20 protein-coding genes and 1 riboswitch are annotated in these 26,059 nt (G+C 44.2%); of the genes, 6 read left to right on the top strand and 14 right to left on the bottom strand.

Translation table 11 applies throughout. The features are described 5' to 3' along the window. Window positions 1–113: 113 nt before the first annotated feature. From ABYU67_RS01515 to sdhC, 5 genes are all read right to left on the bottom strand, one after another. Window positions 114–3,002: a 2-oxoglutarate dehydrogenase E1 component gene (locus ABYU67_RS01515; protein ID WP_372843234.1), complete on the bottom strand. Its 2,889-nt coding sequence runs from the start codon at window positions 3,000–3,002 to the stop codon at window positions 114–116. An 808-nt stretch (window positions 3,003–3,810) separates the two neighbouring features. After that, window positions 3,811–4,521 (bottom strand): succinate dehydrogenase iron-sulfur subunit, encoded by a 711-nt coding sequence (locus tag ABYU67_RS01510; RefSeq protein ID WP_372843233.1) that lies wholly within the window; start codon window positions 4,519–4,521, stop codon window positions 3,811–3,813. A gap of 207 nt (window positions 4,522–4,728) precedes the next feature. Further along, on the bottom strand, window positions 4,729–6,579 hold the full coding sequence (gene sdhA / locus ABYU67_RS01505; protein WP_372843232.1) for a succinate dehydrogenase flavoprotein subunit: 1,851 nt from the start codon (window positions 6,577–6,579) through the stop codon (window positions 4,729–4,731). A 168-nt stretch (window positions 6,580–6,747) separates the two neighbouring features. Then, entirely contained in the window at window positions 6,748–7,134 is a 387-nt protein-coding gene (gene sdhD / locus ABYU67_RS01500; protein ID WP_372843287.1) for a succinate dehydrogenase, hydrophobic membrane anchor protein, read from the bottom strand. Between the two features lie 17 nt (window positions 7,135–7,151). After that, window positions 7,152–7,538, bottom strand: a complete 387-nt coding sequence (gene sdhC, locus ABYU67_RS01495; protein ID WP_011512482.1) for a succinate dehydrogenase, cytochrome b556 subunit — start codon at window positions 7,536–7,538, stop codon at window positions 7,152–7,154. Between the two features lie 1,072 nt (window positions 7,539–8,610). On the opposite strand from sdhC, the gene gltA reads away from it, so the two are divergent. Further along, window positions 8,611–9,891 (top strand): citrate synthase, encoded by a 1,281-nt coding sequence (gene gltA / locus ABYU67_RS01490; protein WP_372843231.1) that lies wholly within the window; start codon window positions 8,611–8,613, stop codon window positions 9,889–9,891. Between the two features lie 78 nt (window positions 9,892–9,969). Here the strand turns inward: gltA and ABYU67_RS01485 are convergent, their stop codons facing one another. Both ABYU67_RS01485 and ABYU67_RS01480 read right to left on the bottom strand, forming a co-directional pair. Continuing rightward, window positions 9,970–10,932, bottom strand: a complete 963-nt coding sequence (locus ABYU67_RS01485; RefSeq protein ID WP_372843230.1) for a hypothetical protein — start codon at window positions 10,930–10,932, stop codon at window positions 9,970–9,972. Window positions 10,933–11,039: 107 nt separating this feature from the next. After that, window positions 11,040–11,555: a type IV secretion protein Rhs gene (locus tag ABYU67_RS01480; protein ID WP_372843229.1), complete on the bottom strand. Its 516-nt coding sequence runs from the start codon at window positions 11,553–11,555 to the stop codon at window positions 11,040–11,042. Window positions 11,556–11,848: 293 nt separating this feature from the next. Here ABYU67_RS01480 and ABYU67_RS01475 point away from each other — a divergent pair, with 293 nt between their 5' ends. Together ABYU67_RS01475 and ribBA are read left to right on the top strand one after the other, a co-directional pair. Next, complete coding sequence (locus ABYU67_RS01475; RefSeq protein ID WP_372843228.1) at window positions 11,849–13,138, top strand: replication-associated recombination protein A; 1,290 nt, start codon at window positions 11,849–11,851, stop codon at window positions 13,136–13,138. A 308-nt stretch (window positions 13,139–13,446) separates the two neighbouring features. Then, window positions 13,447–14,559, top strand: coding sequence for a bifunctional 3,4-dihydroxy-2-butanone-4-phosphate synthase/GTP cyclohydrolase II (gene ribBA / locus ABYU67_RS01470; RefSeq protein ID WP_372843227.1), 1,113 nt, complete (start codon window positions 13,447–13,449; stop codon window positions 14,557–14,559). Between the two features lie 103 nt (window positions 14,560–14,662). On the opposite strand, the gene ABYU67_RS01465 is transcribed toward ribBA, so the two are convergent. The 6 genes from ABYU67_RS01465 to ABYU67_RS01440 form a co-directional block, all read right to left on the bottom strand. Continuing rightward, the gene (locus ABYU67_RS01465; RefSeq protein WP_372843226.1) at window positions 14,663–15,148 is read right to left on the bottom strand and encodes an acyl-CoA thioesterase; all 486 of its coding nucleotides are present in this window, start codon (window positions 15,146–15,148) and stop codon (window positions 14,663–14,665) included. Window positions 15,149–15,238: 90 nt separating this feature from the next. Beyond that, the gene (locus ABYU67_RS01460) at window positions 15,239–16,213 is read right to left on the bottom strand and encodes a hypothetical protein (protein ID WP_372843225.1); all 975 of its coding nucleotides are present in this window, start codon (window positions 16,211–16,213) and stop codon (window positions 15,239–15,241) included. 51 nt (window positions 16,214–16,264) lie between these two features. Then, window positions 16,265–17,251 (bottom strand): uroporphyrinogen-III synthase, encoded by a 987-nt coding sequence (locus ABYU67_RS01455; RefSeq protein ID WP_372843224.1) that lies wholly within the window; start codon window positions 17,249–17,251, stop codon window positions 16,265–16,267. Window positions 17,252–17,360: 109 nt separating this feature from the next. Next, entirely contained in the window at window positions 17,361–18,419 is a 1,059-nt protein-coding gene (hemC, locus tag ABYU67_RS01450; RefSeq protein ID WP_372843223.1) for a hydroxymethylbilane synthase, read from the bottom strand. Window positions 18,420–18,601: 182 nt separating this feature from the next. After that, the gene (locus tag ABYU67_RS01445; RefSeq protein ID WP_372843221.1) at window positions 18,602–19,339 is read right to left on the bottom strand and encodes a LytR/AlgR family response regulator transcription factor; all 738 of its coding nucleotides are present in this window, start codon (window positions 19,337–19,339) and stop codon (window positions 18,602–18,604) included. 193 nt (window positions 19,340–19,532) lie between these two features. Beyond that, the gene (locus ABYU67_RS01440; RefSeq protein WP_372843220.1) at window positions 19,533–20,684 is read right to left on the bottom strand and encodes a histidine kinase; all 1,152 of its coding nucleotides are present in this window, start codon (window positions 20,682–20,684) and stop codon (window positions 19,533–19,535) included. 113 nt (window positions 20,685–20,797) lie between these two features. Between ABYU67_RS01440 and argH the strand changes: the two genes are divergently transcribed. The 3 genes from argH to thiC all read left to right on the top strand — a co-directional run bounded on the left by argH (window position 20,798) and on the right by thiC (window position 24,956). Continuing rightward, entirely contained in the window at window positions 20,798–22,171 is a 1,374-nt protein-coding gene (gene argH / locus ABYU67_RS01435) for an argininosuccinate lyase (RefSeq protein WP_372843286.1), read from the top strand. Window positions 22,172–22,329: 158 nt separating this feature from the next. Next, window positions 22,330–22,620 carry an oxidative damage protection protein gene (locus ABYU67_RS01430; RefSeq protein WP_011512469.1) on the top strand — a complete coding sequence of 97 codons (291 nt, stop codon included), beginning with the start codon at window positions 22,330–22,332 and terminating at the stop codon, window positions 22,618–22,620. A gap of 79 nt (window positions 22,621–22,699) precedes the next feature. Continuing rightward, window positions 22,700–22,823, top strand: a riboswitch (TPP riboswitch). A 240-nt stretch (window positions 22,824–23,063) separates the two neighbouring features. Then, window positions 23,064–24,956, top strand: coding sequence for a phosphomethylpyrimidine synthase ThiC (gene thiC, locus ABYU67_RS01425; protein WP_372843219.1), 1,893 nt, complete (start codon window positions 23,064–23,066; stop codon window positions 24,954–24,956). Between the two features lie 118 nt (window positions 24,957–25,074). Here thiC and ABYU67_RS01420 read toward each other — a convergent pair whose 3' ends face one another. Then, on the bottom strand, window positions 25,075–25,977 hold the full coding sequence (locus ABYU67_RS01420; RefSeq protein ID WP_372843218.1) for a fructose bisphosphate aldolase: 903 nt from the start codon (window positions 25,975–25,977) through the stop codon (window positions 25,075–25,077). Window positions 25,978–26,059 lie beyond the last annotated feature (82 nt).

The following is a 26,059-nucleotide window of genomic DNA, read 5'->3' as shown; positions in this document are numbered from 1 at the left end:
TCGTGATAGGCAGTCAGTGCCATCTAAAATGTGATATTTACATTGTCTCACTGGTTACTGACTGTCATCGCCTGATTCATTGATTACATACAATCTGTTATTTAGATGCGCTATTAAATAGACAACTCATCTACACTGATACCAAGACCACCAGCGATCAAATCTTGTTGTTGCTTAACGTGCAGTTTTGCTGATCCTGTCGCAGGCGCTGCACTAGCAGGGCGAGCAACTGGCTCCATCACTTTTGCTCGGGTTGGATGCGGTACCACAATGCGGAACATATGCGGTGCTAGATAATACCAAGCACCTTGGTTCAGCGGCTCTTCTTGCGTCCAAACAATTTCTTTTAAATTGCTATATTTTTCAATTTCAGCAATTAAGCGTTGCTCTGGTAAAGGATAAAGCTGCTCGATACGCACGATGGCCACATGATCTAGACCTAAAGCGCGGCGTTGCTCAAGCAAGTCATAATAAACTTTACCGCCACATAGCACCATACGAGTCACGTTGTCCGGATTTTGCTGATCCATCTCTGGTAATACCGTTTCAAACTTACCATGTGCCAGCTCTTCTAATTGTGACGTGGCAAGTTTATGACGTAGTAAGCTCTTTGGCGACATAACAATGAGCGGTTTACGAATCGGGCGAACCGCCTGACGACGTAGCGCATGATAAATCTGTGCAGGCGTCGTTGGTGTGATGACTTGCATGTTGTCTTCAGCACATAACTGCAAGAAGCGCTCAAGGCGAGCTGATGAATGCTCAGGACCTTGACCTTCAAAACCATGCGGCAATAACATCGTTAAGCCGCAAACGCGCTGCCATTTTGTCTCGCCACTTGCGATAAACTGGTCAATAACAACTTGAGCACCGTTAACAAAATCACCGAACTGCGCTTCCCAAATGACCAATGCATTTGGCACTGTGGTCGCATAGCCATATTCAAAAGCCAGTACAGCTTCTTCTGATAGCAATGAATTATAAGTGGCAAAGCGTGCTTGGTCTTCGCTCATGTGAGCCAGTGGCACATACATGCTGCCATCTTCTACATTATATAGCTCACTGTGACGATGTGAGAACGTACCACGGCCAACGTCTTCACCAGTAATACGTACCAGCACTTTATCGTTATCGACCAATGATGCGTATGCCAGTGTCTCAGCTGCACCCCAGTTTAAAGGCTCTTCACCAGTTTGCATCGCTAAACGCTGCTCAACTACTTTTTGTACCTGACGCTGTAGCTTATAGCCTTCTGGCATTTGCGCCATGCGGCGACCATAACCTTTTAATAATTCGATATCGACACTGGTATCCCAATCGTCAACCAAATCATGACCTAGATAAGGTTTCCAATCGACAAATAGCTGCTCGTTCGGCTCATTAACCAATGCATTAGCAACATACTCACCGCGGTCTAAAGATTCGCGATACTCATCTTCTAGACGCGTTTCATCTTCTTTACTTAGTAAGCCTTGCTCAATTAACTGTTTTGCATAGATAGTACGAGTCGTTGGTAGCTTTTTGATCACCGCATACATCAATGGCTGCGTCGCTGAAGGCTCGTCCGCCTCATTATGACCGTTACGGCGATAGCAGAAGAGATCTATAATAATATCTTTGTCAAATTCATGACGATAATCTAATGCCAACTGCGCAGCAAATACCACAGACTCAGGATCATCACCATTAACATGTAAAATTGGCGCATGAACCATTTTTGCCACGTCGGTACAGTATTCTGTTGAGCGGGCATCTTCTTGACGGCTGGTGGTAAAACCAACTTGGTTATTAATCACGATATGAATGGTGCCACCCGTCGTATATGCACGGGTCTGTGACATCTGGAAGGTCTCTTGTACCACGCCTTGACCGGCAAACGCTGCATCACCATGGATGACAATTGGCAATACTGAGTTGCCACGCTTGTTTTCATACATTGGCTGATCATTACGACGTACTTGACGCGCACGTACTGAGCCTTGTAGTACCGGCGCAACGATTTCAAGATGTGATGGGTTAAATGCCAAGGCTAAATGCGCCTCGCCACCTGGTGTCATCACGTTTGATGAAAAACCATTGTGGTACTTAACATCGCCTGAACCTTTTTCTGGCTGCACTTTACCATCGAACTCATCAAACAAATCGGCAGGGTTTTTACCCAAGATGTTGACCAACAAGTTTAAACGCCCACGGTGCGCCATACCAATGACCATCTCTTTGGTGCCATAACCACCAGCACGTTGGATGATTTCATTGATAGCTGGAATAAAGCTCTCGCCGCCTTCCAGACCAAAACGCTTCACACCCGTATATTTACGCGCAAGGTACTTCTCTAAACCTTCTGCTGCGGTCAAACGCTCAAGGATAGACAGGCGTTTTTCTGTATCAAACGAGATATGACCTAGATTGGTTTCTAGATATTTTTCCATCCAGCGCTTTTCAGTGCTGGTGGTCACGTGCATATACTCTATACCGATATGACGGCAATAGACGCGCTCCATAATCTCAATGATTTCGCGTAACGGCGCTTCATTTTTACCGATGTTTAGATCATTAGTCGGAAATACCGTATCAAGATCTGCTTCAGAAAGATTGTGATAAGCAAGGGTCAAATCCTCCACTTCTGCACGCGGATGCAGATTTAAGGGATCTAACTGCGCACGGCGATGACCGCGGCGACGGTAAGCTGAGATAAGCTGCTGTACGCCCATCTGCTTATTGTCACCAGCAGGGCTACTTTTTTGAGTGCTAGGGGCGCTATTGGTATCAGTATTGACCTTATTAGCCGTCTGATTACGAGCTAATAATAAAAACTGATCTTTGATGGCATTATGCGGCGCATCATTTGGCGATTTGTATTGTTCAAAATACGTTTGCCAATCACTGCCAACACTATTAGGATCTTCTAGGTATTGCTCGTAGAGGATATCAATATAAGTGGCGTTATCAGCAGCCAATTCTGTTTGATCTACGCTCGCTGCTTCTTTAGTTATACTATTCATAATAATCGTCTATTTGATAGATAAATGAATGGAATCGTGCTTATTATTGCGAAATCTGTTGTATATAGGCGGTTCAACTGTTACATATATAGCTTTTAACCATGGACAATCAACATAGAAGGCGATTCACATTATTTGTGAACGTGCAGTTTTCTTATGTCGCTCGTCGTAAAACATTAATTTATATATAATGCTATAAGTTATAACTAAATCGTTACTCATAACATTTTTTTAAAATTTTTTGTTCAGCTGGCTAATTTACATGCCATTTCCGCTGAATAACTAGGCTATTGTAGCTTCGTAATCACTATTTGACAAATGATACACTGCCGTATAGCGTAACATGGCAACGATTGCAGCTATAGTTTGTTTGTTCAATATACTGTATTTAAACAATGAATATCTATGATCACTCTCTACAATGCATAGATGAGTGATTTTTACGCATTCATTCATCACTGCGATGCATGCGTTTTAACTTCAGTATTATATACCTTCTATCATCGTCATTCACCCCTATAATTTTATAATAACCAAGCATTTTTTATGCTTAGCCATTCCTATTTATAATTATATAGGCAGATGCGCGAGATAACAGGTTGTCTTACATATGAGCAACGTATTGTTAGTATCGCCTTACTTGCCATAATGGTTCTGATGCAAATGCCAATCGTGTCCGAGAGTGATACAACAAACGTAGTAGCCTTGCGCTATTTTTGCTTATTTTAATAAATAAAAAACACCACCTTATCTTAGGTGGTGTTTTTTTATAGCGCTATTATAAAGCTAATTAAGCTTAAAAGGTATATTAACCTGCTTGATCAAGCAACAAATTACGCAAATGACCAATTGCTTTGGTTGGATTCAAGCCTTTTGGACATACTGATACGCAGTTCATGATACCGCGGCAACGGAATAAGCTGAATGGATCGTCTAAACGAGCCAAACGTGCACGCGTATCGGTGTCACGGCTATCAGAAACAAAACGATCGGCATGCAGTAGTGCTGATGGTCCTAAGAATTTATCAGGATTCCACCAGAAAGATGGGCAGCTGGTTGAACAGCAAGCACATAAAATACACTCATATAAACCATTTAACTTGTCACGTTGCTCAGGTGACTGCAAGCGCTCAGTCGCAGGCGCTGGCTGATCGTTAATTAAAAATGGATGTACCTTTTCGTACTGCTCGTAAAATTGGTTCATATCAACGACCAAATCACGAACAACCGGCAGACCCGGTAGGGGACGAACGGTTACTTTTTCTGGCAGGGTGTTCATGTTGATCAAACATGCCAGACCATTTTTACCATTAATATTCATGCCATCAGAGCCACAGATGCCTTCACGGCATGAGCGACGGAAGGTAAGGGTTTCATCTTCCTTCTTTAGGCGTAATAACACGTCAAGCAACATACGATCTGAATCTAACAACTCAATCGTATAGGTTTGCATGCGCGGCGCTGCGTCCACATCAGGATCGTAGCGATAGATTTCGATGGTGCGAGTACCTCGGCTCATAATGCTAAACTCCACACGTCGGTGATGGCGGGCATACAAAGATTGCAACATAGTCGCGCTGACTATTAATCTGGACTGACAAGAAGGGTCAAATACTGATTAATAGAGCGCTGGCATGAGCTTGTAGCTGGCGGTCACCTTTTTAATAAATGAATAAAGGATAAAACGTATATGCTGTCTATCTGTAGCAGATGCAAGTCATCTGAATTAGTAGACGCGAACCTTTGGCTCGATATAATCAACCGTTAATGGTACTTTACGAACTGGCTTATAGATAATCTTATTGCCTTCAGAATACCATAGGGTATGCTTCATCCAATCATTATCGTTACGACCATTTGGTGCGTACTCATCATCCTCAGGACGATCATAGTCAGAGACACTGTGCGCGCCGCGGCTTTCATGGCGCTTGGCGGCTGATATCATCGTCGCTTTTGCAACTTCATAAAGATTGCCTACTTCAAAGGCTTCGATACGCGCGGTGTTAAAGACTTGTGATTTATCAGCCAAATGAATCTGATCAATCTTCTCGCCTAGGGCTAGGATTTTCTTAACGCCTTCATCCATCATCGCTTGTGTACGGAATACACTGGCATGCGTTTGCATGATTGCACGAATCTCATCGGCAACGTCTTGCGCATTGTAGCCTGAAGTTGATTGTTGCAGTTTGTCTAAACGACCAACTGTATAATCAAGGACGCGAGGATCAAGTGGCTTATAGTTATGATCAGCGTGATGGAACTCATCAACGATGTGCTTACCAGCAGCGCGACCAAATACCAATAAATCTAGTAATGAGTTGGTACCTAAACGGTTGGCACCGTGGACACTGACGCACGCACATTCACCGATGGCATAAAGACCTTTAATCACATTGCCTTTGGCATATAGACCGTCTTCATCGGTACCCGCTTCTAAATCCGGTACAATCACTTGACCATGAATCGTCGTTGGAATACCGCCCATCATGTAGTGAATGGTTGGAATAACAGGAATCGGCTCTTTAGTGATATCGACGTTGGCAAAGTTTTTACCAATCTCAAATACTGACGGCAGACGCTTCATGATGGTTTCAACACCCAAATGGGTCATATCCATCACGATATGGTCGGCATTTGGACCACAACCACGACCTTCTTTGATTTCTTGGTCCATAGAACGAGAAACTAGGTCACGTGGTGCCAAGTCTTTAACCGTTGGCGCATAACGCTCCATAAAGGCTTCGCCATCTTTATTACGTAAGATTGCGCCTTCACCGCGGCAACCTTCGGTCAATAGTACGCCTGCACCATGAACGCCCGTTGGGTGGAACTGCCAGAACTCCATATCTTGTAATGGAATACCCGCACGAACGGCCATACCAATACCGTCGCCAGTATTAATATAAGCGTTGGTAGATGCCGCAAAGATACGACCTGCACCACCTGTCGCTAGGACAGTAATCGGTGACTGGAATACGGCAACCGTACCCGTTTCTTGCTCAATCGCGATAACGCCATTGATATTACCAGCTTCATCTTTGATCAAATCAAGCGCAATCCACTCGATAAAGAACTCAGTACCTTGCTGTAGATTTTTTTGATAAAGCGTATGTAATAGTGCATGACCAGTACGGTCAGCAGCAGCACACGCACGTTGTACAGCTTTTTCGCCATAGTTTGAGGTATGACCACCGAATGGGCGCTGATAAATCGTGCCATCTTCGTTACGGTCAAACGGCATGCCCATGTGCTCAAGCTCATAAACGACTTTTGGCGCTTCACGGCACATGTACTCAATGGCGTCTTGATCACCCAACCAATCTGACCCTTTAACGGTGTCATAAAAGTGGAAATGCCAGTTATCGTTGCTCATGTTACCGAGACTTGCACCAATACCGCCTTGAGCTGCAACCGTGTGCGAGCGCGTTGGGAATACTTTGGTTAAGACTGCAACCTTCATGCCGGCTTCAGCTAGGTGCAATGATGCACGCATACCTGAACCGCCACCACCAACGATGACCGCGTCATAGTTTAGAGTTTTGATATTGCTAATGGTATTGTCTTGTCTAGTTGCCATTACGGTTTTCCTAATGCCTGTTAATACTTGCGAAGTAAATACAAAGACCGCTCAACCAGTCATGCACTCCAAGCTGAATCATCGACTCAAAGCATGGATATGACTGATAAAATTGGATATATAAGCTGTCTTCAACCACTTACTAAAATGTGCATATCTATCTGAGAATTAAACAGCAACGACACCGAAGCCGTTACCCCAAAAAATCATGATGCCCCAGAATAAAAATACTAATACGGCAATAATCATTAAGGTCTGCAATACCAGACGTAGACCCGCTGCGCTCGCGCCCAATTTGCCTGTAGTGATATAATCAGTAAACACCGTCCACATACCAATCCATGCGTGACCTGCAAGGGCTAGAACCGCCACCAAGCTAAATAGACGCATCGGTAAGCTGGTCATAAAACTTGACCACTCAGCATAAGTGACATCGCCGTGGGTCAAAAAGAAGCCCAATAGCACCACACTATATACTGCCAATACCACAGCACTGATACGCTGAATAATCCAATCACGTGAGCCTGAGCCGGTTAGACTGGTTGCGCTTTTGATACCTGAATCATTTTTCATTAGAACATCACCCATACAAATGACGCGACAATTAAGATCGCTGCAATTACAAAGCTGATCATAGAGGCGGCACGGCCGGATTTCAGCTCTTCGTTCATACCCATATCAGCAAATAAATGCTTCATACCCATCACAAAGTGATAAGCAATGGCAGCAACGAAAATCCACGCCAAAAAGCGCACTAAAACATTGTCAAACACGGTCTCAAAACTCTCAGGCGATGCCAAAGAATTCTGCAATAACCACAGCATGACTGGAATAAGTAAAAATAAAATGATGCCAGAGATACGATGCAGAATTGAAGCAATCGCAATCGGTGATCGATTAACACTAATCACTTGGCTGAGGGGCAGATCAATAGGTCGGTTGCTTTTCACAGCGGGCATCCTTTTTGCGGTTATATCTGGTAGTTACTTATGCTTTAGCAATCGGCTGCCAAATACACTGAGCTCTACACAAGACGAATAAAGTAAGGAAGGGCTAGCTGACGTCATTTAATTTGCGCTAAATCTGCAAGCATACAAGGCGTACTAGGGTCATTATGGCAATGTAATCATCAGGTAATGAGCCAGTACACTCTTTCAACAACAAGCTCTCTACATATTAACAGACCATAAAATAAAGCATGGAATAAATCGATTAACTATTCTATTTTTACCCATTCCCATTCACAAAAAAAAGACAACGCCATGGAGTCATCTCTATGTTATCATTTTTTGTTAAGGTAAACTTCACTGTAGGCTATTTAAAAATAGAACAGTTAACAAGAACATTCAAGCGATAAGCTCGGTCTTGGTCTGCAAAATGATCATTCAATCGTAACAAAGTATGAGTAGAGCAACGCCCAGTACCTACTTTATCAGGACAAGCCATCAATTTGCGCAAAGCTAGTGCCAGTTAAATCCCTCTAATTATAAAATGACTGGGCTCTAATTACAAATTTATCCCCTAAATAGTGGTTATTAGAGATTTATTAACAAAAAACTGGCTATTTGCAAGATGAATTCATTAATATTACTCAGTCTTAGACACTTACTTTATAAGTTTAGACAGATAGATGAATGTATCGACTGATGATGCCCTGTCTTGTTATAGCTCTTATTATCGTAACTATAAATAGAAGCTATAAGAAAGTATCTCGACATAAGATTTGGCTAAAATAGCTTTTTTGTAGGTTACGTAATAATAATCATTACCCTACGCCAAATAGGCTGGTTTACAGTCAAATTACTCACGAGACATATTTTGATACAAAGTTTACAGCCGATAAGCACTATTAGCGCACGCCTATTGGTAGTTTTGCGAGTAAAAGTCTTTTCAAAACTTAAGTAATAGCTGCTAATATAGCCTGCATATTAAATAGGTCATATTCTTTTTGACCATTTGACTGTTTATGACGCGAGGGTGTGCGTCACTATTATTTTTGTTCTAACAAGTTAAAACAATGGAGATTAAATTATGGCTGATAATCAAGCCACATTGACCGTAGATGGTAAGGACTACCAACTTCCTATTACTGAGGGCACTTTAGGACCATCAGTTATCGAAGTTGCTGCTTTCCAACAAGCTGGCTACTGGACCTATGATCCAGGCTTTATGGCAACCGCTCCTGTCGAATCAAAAATTACCTTCATTGATGGTGGTAAAGGCGAGCTATTGCATCGCGGCTATCCTATTGACCAGTTAGCAAACAATGCAGAATATCTAGAAGTGGCTTATGCACTGATTCATGGTGATTTGCCTAACGCTGAGCAAAAAGCCGATTTCTTTGAGAAAATTCGTAAGCATACTGGTGTTCATGATCAATTGCGTAAATTCTTTGAAGGTTTCCGCCGTGACGCTCACCCGATGGCCATTATGGTTGGTGTCGTTGGTGCTCTGTCAGCGTTCTATCATGAAAACCTAGATGTCAGCAATGAAGAACATCGTGAAATTACTGCGATTCGCCTGATCGCTAAGATGCCAACGCTTGCAGCAATGAGTTATAAATACTCACAAGGCGAACCGTTCATGTATCCACGTAATGACTTCAATTATGCGGAAAACTTCTTATACATGATGTTTGCAACGCCTGCTGATGTTGATTACAAAACCAATGACGTCATCACCCGTGCCATGGACAAAATCTTTACCTTGCATGCTGATCATGAGCAAAATGCTTCAACGTCTACCGTACGTTTAGCGGGTTCTACTGGCGCAAATCCTTATGCTTGTATCGCTGCTGGTATCGCCGCCCTTTGGGGTCCATCACACGGCGGCGCTAACGAAGCCGTACTTGAGATGCTAGATGAAATCGGTTCGGTAGAAAACGTGCCTGAATTCATGGAAAAAGTAAAAAGCCGTGAAGTAAAGCTGATGGGCTTTGGTCACCGTGTCTACAAAAACTTCGACCCACGCGCACAAGTACTGAAAAAGACGTGTGACGAGGTATTACAGGCGCTTGGTATCGATGATCCTAAGCTTAAGCTTGCTATGGAGCTTGAGAAAATCGCTTTAGAAGACCCGTTCTTCATTGAGCGTAACCTGTATCCAAACGTTGACTTTTATTCTGGCATTATCTTAAAAGCCATTGGTATCCCAACGTCAATGTTTACTGTTATCTTCTCACTAGCTCGTACCTCTGGCTGGATCAGCCATTGGCTTGAGATGCACAGCGCACCGTTCAAAATCGGTCGCCCACGTCAGTTATATACTGGTGAGAAACAACGCGAATTCGTTAAAGTTGAAGACCGTAAGTAGTTATTAAGCATTTGTAAAAATAAAAAACCATAAAAAATCTCGCCATGTGCGAGATTTTTTATGTTTAAATTTAATAGATTATTGAAACTCTTTTAGCGTCTGCTCGTACTTGGCGATTTGTTCATCATAACCTTTGATGGTTTCATTAAATTTTGCCATCAGAATCTCAAATTCCTGCTGCTGGGTTTGTTTCATTTTCTGCATATCCAGTACTTGCTGAGCTTCTATTTGCTCCCATACCTGATGCTGGATAATCAAACGCGCCAAAGCAGGACTTTTGGCGCTCACTCTGCCAGCAATTTCTGCATCTTCAAAAAGCTGTGGCACCAAAGTTGCGATATTGATCAGGGTGTCGATATCTTGAGCAGTTAGTGGCGTCGTCACTGGCTGATAAAGGGCGTCCATCGCTTGTTCATAGCGCTCTATAATCTGCTCTTCAGTTAATATAATAGGCTTACGCGGCTCTAAGCTAATGCGCTTTAACACCGTTAAGTCACGCTTGCCGACTTCAGTATTGGTATTAACCTCATCATTCATCTGAGTAGCTGACGCAGAGTCGCTATTTGCTCCCTCTTGTGTCGCTGTTACTGGGCTCTCTACAAGTTGTGGCGTAGCAGCGCCTTGATTACCATTAGCTGGCTGATTATTGCTCGCCTCATTGCTATCGATAGGCTCATCAACTAACAAGGCGTTTTCACTGTCTGCAATGTCCGCAGCTTGTAGCGACTCATACTCCGCTTGCAACCGCCCCTGTAATCCTTGAAACTGGGTAACATATAAAGGCTTAAACTGCTCAATACGGGCAGCAGCAGAGTCACTTTGCGCCATTGGTTGACTGTCTTCCTCAGTTATTTGCTCACTGGTTTTAGGCTTATCGGCGACCTCGTCTTCTACAGCTTGTGGCTGACAAGCGCTTAGCAATAGCATGCCAGCCAAAGACGCCGCCAGTAAGGGCTTTGACTGCTGTGAACGCCCAAACCCCTTGTTAGCAAAGTGATAACCATCTTCACTATGAGGCTTTTTTGGCAATAATGTAAACATCTGAATTTATTTCCTGTGTTAAAAACGAAAATATCACATAGCTATATAAAACTTATATTTAAGAGTCAATGACAGTATGAGCTGCTATGAGCAAGACTGTCCGTTGATTAAACGGCTAAAAATGGAATGCAGTTTGCCAGATCCTGACAGTCTTGTCCGCGCTGACGACGGACAAAATAGTCTTGCACCATACGTGCCTGTTGCTCAATACCATATTTAAAAAAAGGCTTACCCATTTTTAGTACATATTTATAGCGGCGATCGATAAGCGCACCGCGTACCACCTTCATACCCTGTTGCAGCTGCCACACATGTGTGAGCTCATGTATCAACCAACTTTGCTTCCCAAGTGGCGCTTGACTAAAATCATCAACCCAATCTGCTGGATGAAAATAAATGTGACCATTAGGACTCACGGCATAATGCTTTAGTACCCACCATGCTGTCTTTAGTTGTACCTCATCAAGCTTGATGCTGTCAGCAAAAACCGAACGTGCAAGACTGATTTCACCTTCAGTCAGAAACCTTGCTTGTCGTTTGTTAGCACCTAAATAAGTAGATGCCAAACGCTGATTTGGCGGTTTTGGCTGTCTTGATAGACGCCTAAAAATTGACTGCAACATGACTACCCTTACCCTTCATCTGTGATCTACCACTTTTATAAGTTAGTTAACACCTTAATAGGGTTAATATAGCTATAAATAAAGCATTAAAGACATAAGCTGTACATTTAGCTGACTTTTATTAACGTAATTCTGCGTTAGCCTAACCTTTATACTGCTAGGTACGACATCATGACAATGTTATAAAGCTATAAAGATAGATATACAAAACAGTAGACTGACTTTATAACATAAAAACAAATGTTCAATACTACAATAAAAATCCTTGAATAACAGAAGAGATAGAGAATTTTATGCCACCCAATTTTCATGCTGACACCCCCCTCGCCCAGCGCATGCGCCCTGCTACACTTGACGCTATTATTGGTCAAGAGCACTTGTTAGCAGTGGGTGCGCCGTTACGACGCTTGGTAGAGCAAGGACATCTACCCTCTATCATTTTGCATGGGGAAGCAGGTATTGGCAAAACAACCATTGCTATGCTCTTGGCAGATGCTGTTGGACGCCCCTTCCATGCACTATCTGCTTTAAATACTGGGGTTAAGCAGCTGCGCGAAGTATTAGACAGTAAGGATTCTTTAAGTTTTGAATCACCTGTGGTGTTTATCGATGAGATTCATCGTTTTAATAAAGCCCAACAAGACGCCTTACTCGGTGCGGTTGAGGCAGGTGATATTACCTTGATTGGCGCAACCACTGAAAACCCTTCTTTTAGTGTTAACAACGCCCTATTATCACGTTGCCAAGTCTATCGTTTAGAGCCGCTCACGCCTGAGCAAATCAGCGCCGTACTCCAGCGCGCGCTTTTAGAAGATAAGGCGCTAAAAAACCTATCGGTCGATTTGCAGGCGCAAGATACGATTAGCCAACTGGCGCATGGTGATGCCAGAAAAGCCCTTAACCTATTAGAGCTTGCGATTCAAACGGCTGATACCACGCAATCACCACTCATTATCGATGATGCTTTGGTCGCTCGTGTCGCTCAGACGGCGCTCGTACGTTATGATAAAGATGGCGAGCAGCACTATGATATGGTCTCAGCCATGATAAAGTCAGTGCGCGGCTCAGACCCAGATGCAGCGCTTTATTGGATGGCGCGTATGCTAGTGGGCGGTGAGCCAGCTGATTTTATTGCACGGCGCTTGGTGATTTTAGCCAGTGAAGATATCGGTAATGCCAATCCCAACGCCCTACTCCTTGCTGATGCGGCTTTGCGCAGTGTGCAATCTATTGGTATGCCAGAGGCGCGTATTATCCTGGGACAAGTGGTGGTCTATCTGGCAACCAGTGCTAAGAGTAACAGTACTTACAATGCCATCAATGCCGCAATGCGCTTGGCAGAAAAGGACGCCTCCCCTGTGCCGCTCCATTTGCGTAATGGCGTCACCAAATTGATGCGCAATCAAGGTTATGGGCAAGATTATATCTATCCGCACGATTATCCCAATCACTATTATGTGCAAAGCTACTTACCAGATAATTTAATCGGTACGCGCTTTTATGAGTTTGCAGACAATCAGCGTGAGCAGCATAGCAAGCAATTTATGGACTGGCTCAAAAGCCAAGCAGCGAGTAATGACTAACCACTCAAAATACGACGGACTATAGACGATCATCCAGCAATTGTCGTAAGCCTTACTGATACTCATCACTTTTTTAGACAGACTGGCCTATATAGTTTCGAGATGAGGCAGCACAGTGGGGTGAAAAGCGTTAAAATGTCCTCATAATGATAGATAAGCAATGATTAGACTGTGTCTACAGTCGATCGATTTGGTCCGATGCATTTTGCTTAGCTGCAACAGCGCTTTGTCGCAGCTACTGCTACAATAGGCAGACAACGCTTTATATCCCATATTGACATTTATATAATAAAATATTGAGACATCCTATGAGTTTAAATACGATTCCTGAGATTATCGAAGACATTCGTGCCGGTAAAATGGTCATCTTGATGGATGATGAGGACCGCGAAAACGAAGGCGATATTATCATGGCAGCGACCCATGTGCGCCCTGAAGACATCAACTTTATGATCACTCATGCACGTGGCTTGGTGTGTTTGACCTTGTCACAAGCACGTTGTCAGCAGTTGGCTCTGCCGCTTATGTCTGATCGTAATGAGGCAAAATTTAGCACCAACTTTACAGTTTCTATTGAAGCAGCTGAAGGCGTGACTACGGGCATTTCAGCCGCTGATCGCGCGCGTACCATCCAAGCCGCTGTTTCCTCTGCCGCAAAGCCTGAAGACATCGTTCAGCCTGGGCATATTTTCCCAATCATGGCACAAAATGGCGGCGTGCTACATCGCGCCGGACATACCGAGGCGGGCTGTGACTTAGCACGTCTTGCTGGACTTGAGCCAGCAGCCGTGATTGTAGAGATTATCAATGCCGATGGCACCATGGCACGCCGTGATGACCTTGAGATATTTGCCAAGGAACATGATCTAAAAATTGGTACCATTGCTGATTTGATCAACTACCGTATTGCCAATGAGCAAACTGTCGAAGAGATCGCCTCGCATCCGTTTGAGACCGAATATGGCACCTTTACCTTACATCGTTTCCGTGAGTTTGGTGCGACTGAAACCCATTTGGCCTTGGTTAAAGGCGATGTAAGCCAAGGTGTTAGCACCGTTCGCGTCCATGGTTTTCATCCATTACGTGACTTGTTTGCTGCCAAAAATGACACCACTGGTCGTAGCGGCTGGAGCGTACGCTCAGCACTAGAAGAAATCAGCGCCTCAGAGCGCGGCGTCTTGGTTTGGATTGGCAATCATGAACCAACTGACTTGGGTGATGCCTTGGATAAAGCGGCATTAAATGAAGCCTTGTCTACCATCACACAGCAGCCTTATCGCAGTATTGGTGTTGGCGCGCAGATTTTACGTCATTTAGGGGTACGTGATATGCGTCTATTATCATCACCGATGAAGTTCTATGCCTTATCTGGTTTTGATTTAAATGTGGTTGATTTTGTCCATGCACCAAAGCAAGATTAATAGGCTTAATCAATAGAAACTTATGATTAATAAAAAGGCGCATGAGCTTAGATTGATGCGCCTTTTTACTGTTTGCTCAAAGCTTAATCACAAAGCATTCTACTTAGAGTTGTGGGGTATGACCAAACGTTGCCTCTAGTGCTAGCAAGCGCTCACGCTCTTCATGCGTCCATGGTTGTTTATCTTGAGCTTTACTATCTAAGCGCACGATCACTGCCTCAGCGGTTGCAACGATAACAGCTTGTGCCAGACTATAATAGCTGTATTCCATCACAATGCTGGTCGTGCCCAAACGCTGACAACGCACGCCTAATAACAAGGTATCAGGATAGGTTACTGGGCGTAGATACTGGCAACTAGATTGCGCCAATACCGTCACCATATTGCCATCAAACATACCCAGTGCCTGCAAGTAACCAATACGCGCAGACTCAGCGTAACGATAGTACACCACATTGTTTAGGTGATTAAAGGCATCCATTTCACCCCAATGGATTGGCTGCTGATAAATAACAGGATAATGCGCCAGCTCATCAGGACGAGTATCATCTAGATGAGTCACGATAGAGGTATGATTCAAATGCTTCATAACAGCTGCTCTCTTACTTTTTATTGTTCTTTAAAACGATAACCCTTTAAAACTATCGCCTATAAAACTATCGCATAAATCAGTCATGCATTAACGTTGCGGCTTATTTAAAATCTGCGAGGTCAATAAAGGCGATGTTTTTGGTGCATTTGCAATCAGTCTATCCAAACTCTCTATCACTTCTGGCATATTCTTATGAGAAGATCTGAGCTGCAAGTCGTTTTTGTCTGACTGTTGCTTGTTGTCGATAGAAACCTGTGACTCTGTTGGTTTGACTTGCTGGGTTTGCTTAGGTATGAGTGTTTGCAGCTGTTTGCGGGCCTGATTTAAATACATAACCAACTGGTCACGATCATGCATGTTGCTGGCCTGACTGGCTAGATTTAAAGTCATGATGGCTTCATGAATCTTCAGTTGCCGATGCGTTAAACGGCTATTTTCAGTAGACAGGCTCGGTACTGTACTTTGCTGTTGTGCATTGTTGAGATTGGCATCTGAACTAGTAGTACCCTCATAGCGATATAAAAAATCTTGGATATTTTGAATCGCCAGATTCTGCAGCTGCCAAGAGCTTGGCTGCGCACTTTTTGCCTGTAAACGCTCAATATCTTTAACCAAGCTTTGTTTAATGACCACCGTTAATGCAGGTGCAATCTCGTTATTTTTTTGCGAAAGCTGCCAATGTAGCCCTTGTAACAAACCAATCGCCGCGCTGCTATTACTGTCTGCCAGCAGTCTCTCAACAGCTTGTATCTGGATACGCAATAGATCTAGCTGGTTTTGAGCTTGGCTATTGACCGCTGCCCTAGTCGCTGGCAGCGTTTGTTGACTCATCGCAAATATGCGGTCGTCCATCTCATTTAAACGGCTGACCACTTGCTCATTGCTTTGCAAGCGCTCATTGACCGTATGCTGAAAACGCTGCTGACTGATATATAGCCACAGTAAGACGCCTATTAACAATAAAATAACCACCCATTGCAAGCGTAACAAGAACATATTTGCTTGCCGGCGCTGCTGAAGAGCAGAAGGATCTTTCGATAACGATTCAGAGTTCATTGGCATAGGCCACACCGTTCATGATTGATAAGATTAAGCTTTTTACATTTTTAACTATTATAAGCACGGAGTATTAATAGCAGCAAGAATGGTTTCTGGCGCCAAATCTTCCACGCGCCAATAACTTAAATGCTGCTCAGCAACCATATTGGCTAGGCGCTCGCCCAATACCACATAAGCAAAGTCTGATAGTGTCAGTGGTACATTGACTGGCATTGCTAGTTGTCCTGCTGCTACATTGAGCAATTCGGTCGCTTGAACAATACTTTGCCAGTGCTCAAATGCGGTACCACTACTTACGATGACAATGGGTTTTGCTTGCTTTGATGCGGTTATGCCAGATGTCGCATCTCCACTATTGAAACCTTGTAGCCATTGTTGATACTGGACCATAGCATCGATAGGCATTTTACGCTCGTACCAAGCGATGCTATCGATATGCACACCGCGCGCCTGCAACGTATCGACCAATAATCGCCGTCCACCAAGACCCCGCCATACAAGCAGCTTATCCCCTCTTTGCAAGCTTTCAATCTCAGGCATTGCCAGCATACCTTCGTTATTAGCAATAACAGGCTGCAGCACTTGATAGCTAGCAAATGGCAATTTTGCCTCATTTAATACCGCAGCCGTTGCTTCACCAACTGCAATCAGATGACTTGGCGCTGCTAAAGTCTCAAAAGTCTCAGAGCTACCTTCTGTACCCTCTATTTCTTTATCATGCCCATCATTAGCTTGGCGCTCCTGCTCAAGCAACTGCCATATAGCCAACCCTGAGGCTGCCGCTGTCGGGCTTACGATGACCAGTGCCTGATACGCGCCTGCTAGCCACTGACGCATCAGCATCATATCGTTATCCGTGGTCAAACGCGGTTGCAGAGTCAACATCGGCATATCAACGACCGTTAGACCTGCCGCTTGCAAATATTGCGTCAGCGGTTCGGCGCGCTCAACTGGGCGCGTATTTATAACTATTTGCGGCAGCGATAGTGGCGTATTCATTGGTTGATTTGAATCCGTGGACGTAGATGATGACCAAGACATAAATATACCGTGAAAAAATCAAGTAGAGTTAGCACAATTATAGAGTCATCTAAACCCTGATAACTCTATGATTAAGTTGGTAATGCTTCAAAGCTATACAGTTTAGCTATTATTTAGGATGGTAAATCGCTGATAAAATCTCACCAGCACCAGCTTGTAATAGCTTTTTGGCAACCTCAATACCCAGCTGGTTTGCCTGAGCTTCTTGCTCAGCTTGACTGCCTGTTAACGTCTGGTGCTTGTCTACCTTAAGCAGCTTACTACCATCTTCTTGACCAACGCGGCCACGCAGCCACAGGGTATCGCCAGCATCGTTATTACCATTATCGTTACTATCGTCGTTACTACCATTGACGCTGTCGGCATTATCAGTAGACAAGGCATCTGCTTTTTGCAGTACAGCATAAGCGGCGATAGGCACTTGGCAACCACCTTGCAGATGGCGATTGAGCGCGCGCTCAGCGATGAGGCGGATACGAGCTTTGTCATCATTTAGCGGCGCTAACAGCTTTAGCACCTCAGCATCATCGGCGCGGCATTCAATCGCTAACGCGCCCTGTCCAACCGCCGGCAAGCAAATATCGATATCCAGCTCACTACGAATGCGCTCATCAAGCTCAATACGCTGTAGACCACTGGTTGCCAAAATAATGGCATCAAACTCGCCTGCATCTAATTTGCTCAGGCGCGTACCGACGTTGCCGCGTAGGGTTTTAATTTGCAAATCGGGACGATAGGCTTTGATTTGGCACTGACGACGCAAACTGGCAGTCCCAACTACTGCGCCCTGTGGCAGCTCATCGATAATAGAATAAGTATTAGAGACAAAAGCATCTGTTGGTGAGGCACGCTTACAATAGACACCCAACGTCAATCCTTCGGGCAAATCCATTGGCACGTCTTTGAGTGAGTGCACCGCGATGTCCGCTTGCTTGTCATACAGCGCCTGCTCAAGCTCTTTGACGAATAACCCTTTACCGCCAATTTTTGCCAGTGGCGTATCCAAAATCTTGTCACCTTTAGTGACGATTTTTAGGAGGTTAATTGTCATCTCAGGATACAATGCTAGGAGCCGGTCACGAATATGTTCCGCTTGCCATAGTGCCAACGGGCTCTGGCGCGTAGCGATATTTATGGTAGTCAAAGCAGATGGTTGCATGGTGCTCATAAAAGGCCTCAATAATTTTAATACTAAACGGTCATTGCTTGATGACAATGCAAGTTTTTCGCCCAAGATGGGGCTTGAAAAGGTTTTATAACGATAATAATGCAAAAAAATACCCCTATTTAAGCATAAATAAGGGTTTGATGATATGGCACAGTGATTTTAGAAGACAAAGCGAGCAATACTCAGATGTTTTGAATTTTTTCGCGCAGCCCAGGTAAATGGCGGCGGCTCACTGCTAAAGTCTCATCAATTCCTTTAAAATGTAGCTGATATTGACCTGCATCTAAGGTTTCTAAAAAGTCCAGATATTGGATATTGATGATAGCATTACGATGTACCCGAAACAGTTTGTCCTCAAACTCCTGCTCAAGCTCTTTTAAGGTGTCATCAATCAGCACGATGCCATCCTTGTGCCGTACTTTGACGTACTTCTGATCTGCCGTAAAATAGTAGATGTCTTTGAGTTTTATCAGCTCAACACCGCGATGGGTACGCGCTGCAATATGTTCGCGCACTGGACGCGACGTTGGATTTTCAAGCTTACGAATCTCGTTTAACTGGGCAGCATTGAGATTGGTGGCTTTTTGCAGAGCTTCGAGCAACTCATCTTTATTAGCAGGTTTTAGTAAATAACCAATGGCATTGGCTTTTAAAGCGGCAATGGCGTAGTGATCATAAGCCGTTACAAAGATGATGGCGGGTGGATGCTTTAGCTTAGCGAGCTCTTGCGCACACTGTACGCCATCCATCTCAGGCATACGAATATCTAACAATATGATGTCTGGCTGCTGTGATTTTACGGCGACAATGGCTTCAGTTCCCGTTTTTGCTTGAGCAACTACCTCATGACCGGATTCTTTTACAATCCTAACCAAACGCTCACGAGCTAATGGTTCATCATCACAAACTACGATCCGCATGCAAGCTCCTTCCAAGGGCATACTTTAAATATCTATTTAAGAATATCAATAACATATTAGCACTTATCCCCTATCATTGAGTATAGGGAAAGAACGGCTTTTGATAATCAATTTGGTTTAGCTGGACTTATCAACCGTACTTACTATTCGTACTATAATAAATACTGCAATAAATATGCCACAGTTAATATTACTATGCGCTTACATCCTGTAGTGGATAGTCAATGATGGTCGTAATCTGTTTGTTGGTGACTTTACTTTGGATATCTGCACTCTGACCGAAGTAGGCTTGTAAGCGCTGCGCTTGAATATAAAAATCCATATGCTGACGTAAATCGTGGTGGATCATTAAACTATTCTTAGGCAGTTGTACATTGATAATAATCGTCACACGGTGTTGTCGCCAGGTGACCGTAATGTCGATATATACGGTTTCGGTGCTCCTCTCAACCACGTTTAGCAGCATTTTTTCAATCACGCTCTGCAAACTCAAAGCGGTGATCACCATGTCATACATGATATTTTCATCAGGCAGCTGCCAACTTATTACCAGTTTGTCTGCCAATCGAATCGTTTCAATGGCCAAATAATGCTCACAAAGCGCCACTTCTTCTTCAAACCCAATCTCACGCGCGCCATTAAAGCTGGCACGAAATAATACGGAAACGTGTTGCAATAAATCGGCGGCGCGCGCGGGGTTGGTCTCAATCAGTGATGTCAAGGTATTGATGGTATTAAAGAAGAAATGCGGTGCCAAACGGGCTTTTAATACATCGTTTTGTGCGGCGAGTTTTTTCTCAAACGACTGCTTTAGTGCTGTCATTTCACGGTAACGACGTAAAGAGATAAGCAATCCTGCGATGGCAAACCCTGCAACAATCAGAGTATTAAAGACGATGGTTGAGATAAAATCATAAAGTGTATAAGTAAACGCCCCGGTATTCATCATCAGTAACAGCACAAGTGTCAGTGTGATGACTGAATTTACACTGATAATAAGTAAAACATATAGGCTGACTTTTAGTGTGCGCATGCGTTTAAAAACAGGGCGCAAATAGTCTATGAGATAAAAAGAAGGCAGCAATGTTAAGGTGGTCTGGATAAATCTTGCGGTGATTTTTATAATAAACTGGGTCTCATTGGTCACACTATGGCGATCGACAATCGCCAAAAAGAGCGTCCAAAAAAAGATTGTCAGCAGCCATTGCCAAGGTTTCATGATTTCCATGAGCTTGGGTATAAAAAACTCTAAGCGCTCCGCTAGTAAGGCAACCTCATCATTTGCTATACTTGAGTTCTTATTCTCTTGACTTGTCTTAGACTGATATGAACGCCAATTCTTCAAACCTTAGTAATCCCGATTCAAATAAAAATTCATCTGCTTCTGAGTTTAGCACAGATGCTTCTATAACAAACGCTGCCGCGCACAATAGCCCTACTAGCAGTCAGGGTCAGCAAATGTGGGGCGGTCGTTTTAGTGAAGCGACTGACAGCTTTGTTGCCGCCTTTACTGCATCGGTTGGCTTTGACCAACGCTTTGCGCGCCACGATATTCAAGGCTCTATCGCTCATGCGACCATGCTCAAAGAGTGCAAAATCTTAGAGGCCAGTGAGGTTGCAACCATCATCGATGGTCTGCAGCAAGTGCTACGCGAGATTGAAGCTGGTGAGTTTAACTGGTCTATCGCGCTTGAAGACGTGCACATGAACGTCGAATCACGCCTAACTGATATCGTCGGCGCGGTTGGCAAAAAGCTGCATACTGGTCGTAGCCGTAATGACCAAGTGGCAACCGATATTCGCCTATGGTTACGTGAAGAGGTTGACAATATCGTCACGCTTCTCGTGCGTTTACAAAGTGGCTTATTAGATTTGGCTGAACAGCATACCGATACCATCATGCCGGGCTTTACCCATTTGCAAACCGCGCAGCCTGTCAGCTTTGGTCATCATGTCATGGCCTGGTTTGAGATGCTATATCGTGATACTGAGCGTCTAGTTGATGCGCGTCGCCGCATCAATCAGATGCCGCTTGGTAGTGCTGCCCTTGCTGGCACCACCTTCCCGATTGACCGTACCATCACCGCTGAGCTGTTAGGGTTTGAAGGTATTTGCCAAAACTCACTGGATGCGGTATCAGATCGTGACTTTGCTATTGAGTTTACCTCAGCGGCATCTATTCTGATGATGCATATGTCACGCATGAGCGAAGAGATTATCCTTTGGATGTCGGCGCAATTTAACTTTGTGCAGATTCCTGATCGCTTTTGTACCGGCTCATCGATCATGCCGCAAAAGAAAAACCCTGACGTACCAGAGCTAGTACGCGGTAAAGCAGCGCGTGTGTTTGGGCAATTGATGACGCTACTTAGCCTCATGAAAAGTCAGCCGCTTGCTTATAATAAAGACAATCAAGAAGACAAAGAACCGCTATTTGATTGCGTTGATACCTTGACCGGCTCGCTACTCGCCTTTGCTGATATGTTACCAAATATCACGCCAAATAAAGAAAATATGCGCGCTGCTACTATGAAGGGTTATGCAACTGCTACCGATTTGGCAGATTACTTAGTGCGCCGCGGCGTAGCATTCCGCGATGCCCATGAAGTGGTCGGCAATGCCGTTGCTTTAGGCATTAAAGAGGGTGTAGATTTAAGCGATTTATCATTAGCGCAATTACAGCAGTTTAGCGATGCGATTGGTGAGGACGTGTTTGAGTATTTAACCTTGGAAGGTTCACTTGCTGCCCGTGATCATTTGGGTGGTACGGCGCCGAATCAGGTAAAACAAGCGGTGGCGCGTGGTCGTGAACGTTTAGCCATCTTTGCTTAATAGCGATGTAAAGATAACAGTACTTTATTATTAAAAATGCCCGCCTTCGTTGCGGGTGTTTTTTTGAGTAGAATCAGGTACAGTATGAGGCACTATCATTTATTATTAACCTCATTAAAAAAAGCTATTGAACAAACCATTATAAATAGGAATCATTCATGACCGAAACTTTTAACCCTCAAGCCAATACCGTTTTTTGCCGCAAATATCAGCAAGAGTTACCAAAAATGCCGCATCCGCCTTTTCCCAATAAAAAAGGTCAAGAACTGCAAGAAACTGTGTCTGAAAAGGCTTGGAAAGAGTGGCTTGAGCAGCAAACGATGCTGATTAACGAAAACCATCTGAGTATGCTAGATCCTAAAGCGAAGCAGTTTTTGACTGAGCAACGTGATAAATTTTTGGATAATGAAGATTACGAGCGTGCTCAGGGCTGGACACCAGAAAGCTGATAGCCAAATGATACTAACAAATTGCCAAATGACTAGGACTTATCGTCGAAGTTTGATAGTATTAAGAAGATTCACAACACTGACAGACTCGGGGTGCGACATATATTGACTGCTTAATATGCAGTTGAGCTATGGTCGCTGAGAAACCACCCGCCGAACCTGATGCGGTTAGTACCGACGCAGGGAAGTCTTAAGCCTATGTTGTATCGTACAAAGGGCGTGCAGAAATGCCTTTTTTATTATTGCCAACATTGCGTAGAGCTTTTTACGGCTAAATGTTGTTTTAATAAAGATGATGCCTACCAATCCTTTGTAAATACCTTATCGAGATTTATTTTGATAAGGTATTATCTTGCGATTGAATTTGTCGGTACGAGATAGACTTGCCCCGCAGCTACTGGCGGTGTTGCTTTTATTCAAAAACCAACACGCTAGGACAGCATATGACTCTCTCAACTATTGGCTCGCAAGCCACCGCATATACCCCTGTAAAATCAAGCAAAGCAGACGCGCTAAAAACTCCTGCCCATCGTAGCGAAACCGATGCTCGCTTCGAGGAAGACGCGCGCGATTTACATCGCATCTTACCTGCTTCGCGCAAAGTCTATATCGAAGGCTCACGCCCTGATATTCAAGTACCGATGCGCGAGATTACCCTTGACCCAACCCCCATCCAAGGCGTCGCTGAGTCCGAATGGGAGCAAAATCCACCGTTTTATGTCTATGATACCTCAGGCGTCTATACCGACCCGAATGCCACTATTGATTTGACCAAAGGTCTGCCAAAATTACGCGAAGGGTGGATAGCTGAGCGCGGCGATACCGAACAGCTCGCTGGTTTATCAAGCTCATATGGGCAGGCGCGCGCGCGTGATATCAGTACTGCAAACCTACGCTTTGCTAATATCGACAAGCCGCGCCGTGCTAAAGCGGTTGATGGCAAGGCAGGTAACGTCACTCAGCTGCACTATGCACGCCGCGGTATTATCACGCCTGAGATGGAATACATTGCTATTCGCGAAACCCAAAAACAACACGCCTTGACTGATATGCGCCAGCACGAAGGCGAGACTTTTGGCGCCCATACGCCAAAAGTCATAACTCCTGAATTTGTCCGCAGTGAAGTGGCTGCTGGGCGCGCCATTATCCCAAATAACATCAATCACCCTGAATCTGAGCCGATGATTATCGGGCGTAACTTTTTGGTAAAGATTAATGCCAATATCGGTAACTCAGCACTAGGCTCTTCTATCGATGAAGAAGTGTCAAAGATGACATGGGCGACGCGCTGGGGCGCAGATAACATCATGGATTTATCCACCGGTAACCATATTCATGAAACCCGTGAATGGCTGATCCGTAATTCACCAGTTCCCATTGGTACGGTGCCGATTTATCAAGCGCTAGAAAAAGTCGATGGCGTGGCCGAAGATTTAACGTGGGAGATTTTCCGCGATACCTTGATAGAGCAAGCTGAGCAAGGCGTTGATTACTTTACTATTCACGCTGGCGTATTGCTTGAATACGTACCGCTGACTGCTGGACGCTTGACTGGTATCGTCTCGCGTGGTGGCTCGATCATGGCACAGTGGTGCATGTTTCATAATAAAGAAAGCTTTTTATATACCCATTTTGAAGACATCTGCGAGATTATGAAACAGTATGATGTGGCATTTAGCTTAGGCGATGGCTTACGCCCCGGCTGCTTGCAAGATGCCAATGATGAGGCGCAATTTGGTGAGCTGCGCACCCTTGGCGAGCTGACTCAAATCGCTTGGAAGCATGATGTACAGGTCATGATTGAAGGACCGGGACATGTCGCGATGAACCGTATTAAAGAAAATATGGATTTGCAGCTTGAAGTTTGTGCTGATGCACCATTTTATACCTTAGGTCCCTTAACCACTGATATCGCACCCGGTTATGACCATATCACCAGTGCCATTGGCGCTGCTATGATTGGCTGGTTTGGCACAGCGATGCTTTGCTATGTGACCCCAAAAGAGCATTTAGGCTTGCCCAATAAAAAGGATGTTAAAGACGGCATCATCACCTATAAAATTGCCGCTCATGCCGCCGACCTTGCCAAAGGTCATCCGGGCGCACAAGCTCGTGATAACGCCTTATCAAAAGCGCGTTTTGAATTCCGCTGGGATGATCAATTTAATCTGGCGCTCGACCCTGATACCGCGCGCGAGTTTCATGATGAAACTTTGCCTAAAGATGCGCATAAGTCAGCGCACTTTTGCTCCATGTGTGGTCCCAAATTTTGCTCGATGAAAATTACTCAAAACGTGCGCGATTACGCGAAAGGGCTAAAGAGTAAAGAAGCATAGGTTTTATAGACAGCACTTAGGTTCGTGAACACTGCCTTTTGTTGCATAACAAAAACCCCTATTATTTAAGTAACACATACTTATTTAATAGGGGTTTTTTAAGATTAATGCTTAAGAACTATACTTTTGACGCCTGATAAATCTCATCAATTGACGCATTAATCGTATCAGCGAATTCTTGATCGCTTTGTTGCTTGCTCAAGCCTTCGGTGAAGGCGCGTGAGAAGCTAGCAATCATACCTGGATTTTGCTTTAATTTTGCACAGGCATCGGCACGGCTATAGCCACCTGATAGTGCCACCACTTTTAATACTTTTGGATGGTCAATCAGCTCTTGATAAAATCCGGCTTCTTCAGGCAAGGTCAATTTGAGCATCACTTGCTGCTCATCATTTAAACGCTCAAGGTTGTTTAAAATACTGGTTTTAAGAATGACCTCACACTCATGCTTCTTCTCACTATTAATATCCACTTCTGGCTCAACGATAGGCATTAAACCCTTTGATAAAATTTGCTTTGCCACATCAAATTGCTGCTGCACCACAAGCTCAATACCATCGACACTTGGCTCATAAATCACCGAACGCATTTTTGTGCCAAATACGGGATAGTGCTTTGCTTTGTCTAGTAATAAATCTAGATTTTGCATCGGGCGCATGACCTGTACGCCATCCATACGTTCTGCTAAGCCTTTATCAACCTTTAAGAACGGTACGATTTGCTTATCTTCCCATAGATAATCGGCGGTTGGCTTACCATTAACCGCGCGCTCCATAGTATCTTCGAACAAAATCGCGCCAAGTACACGCTCATTATCAAAGCAGTCGCAGGTCATAATACGTGCGCGCATCTCATGCACTTGGTCAAACATGGCTTCGTCATTGTCATAGGCATCGCCCATGACCCCATAATTCTCTAGCGCTTTTGGCGTGCTGCCCCCACTTTGGTCGAGTGCCGCGATAAATCCTGAACCATTTTTGATACGTTGTAGCTGTTTGTTATATTGGTTGTGATATTCCATGGAAAGAGCGTCCTATTTTATGTATTGAGGTCAAGTGCCACAAATGATATTTTTAGCTGATATTAGTTTGATTGTTCGACTA

The sequence above is a fragment of the Psychrobacter sp. genome (assembly GCF_041554015.1).
In the GTDB taxonomy this organism is placed as follows: Bacteria; Pseudomonadota; Gammaproteobacteria; order Pseudomonadales; family Moraxellaceae; genus Psychrobacter.
Note: the sequence above shows the minus strand (reverse complement) of the source record. Positions and strands in the feature narration are given on the sequence as shown.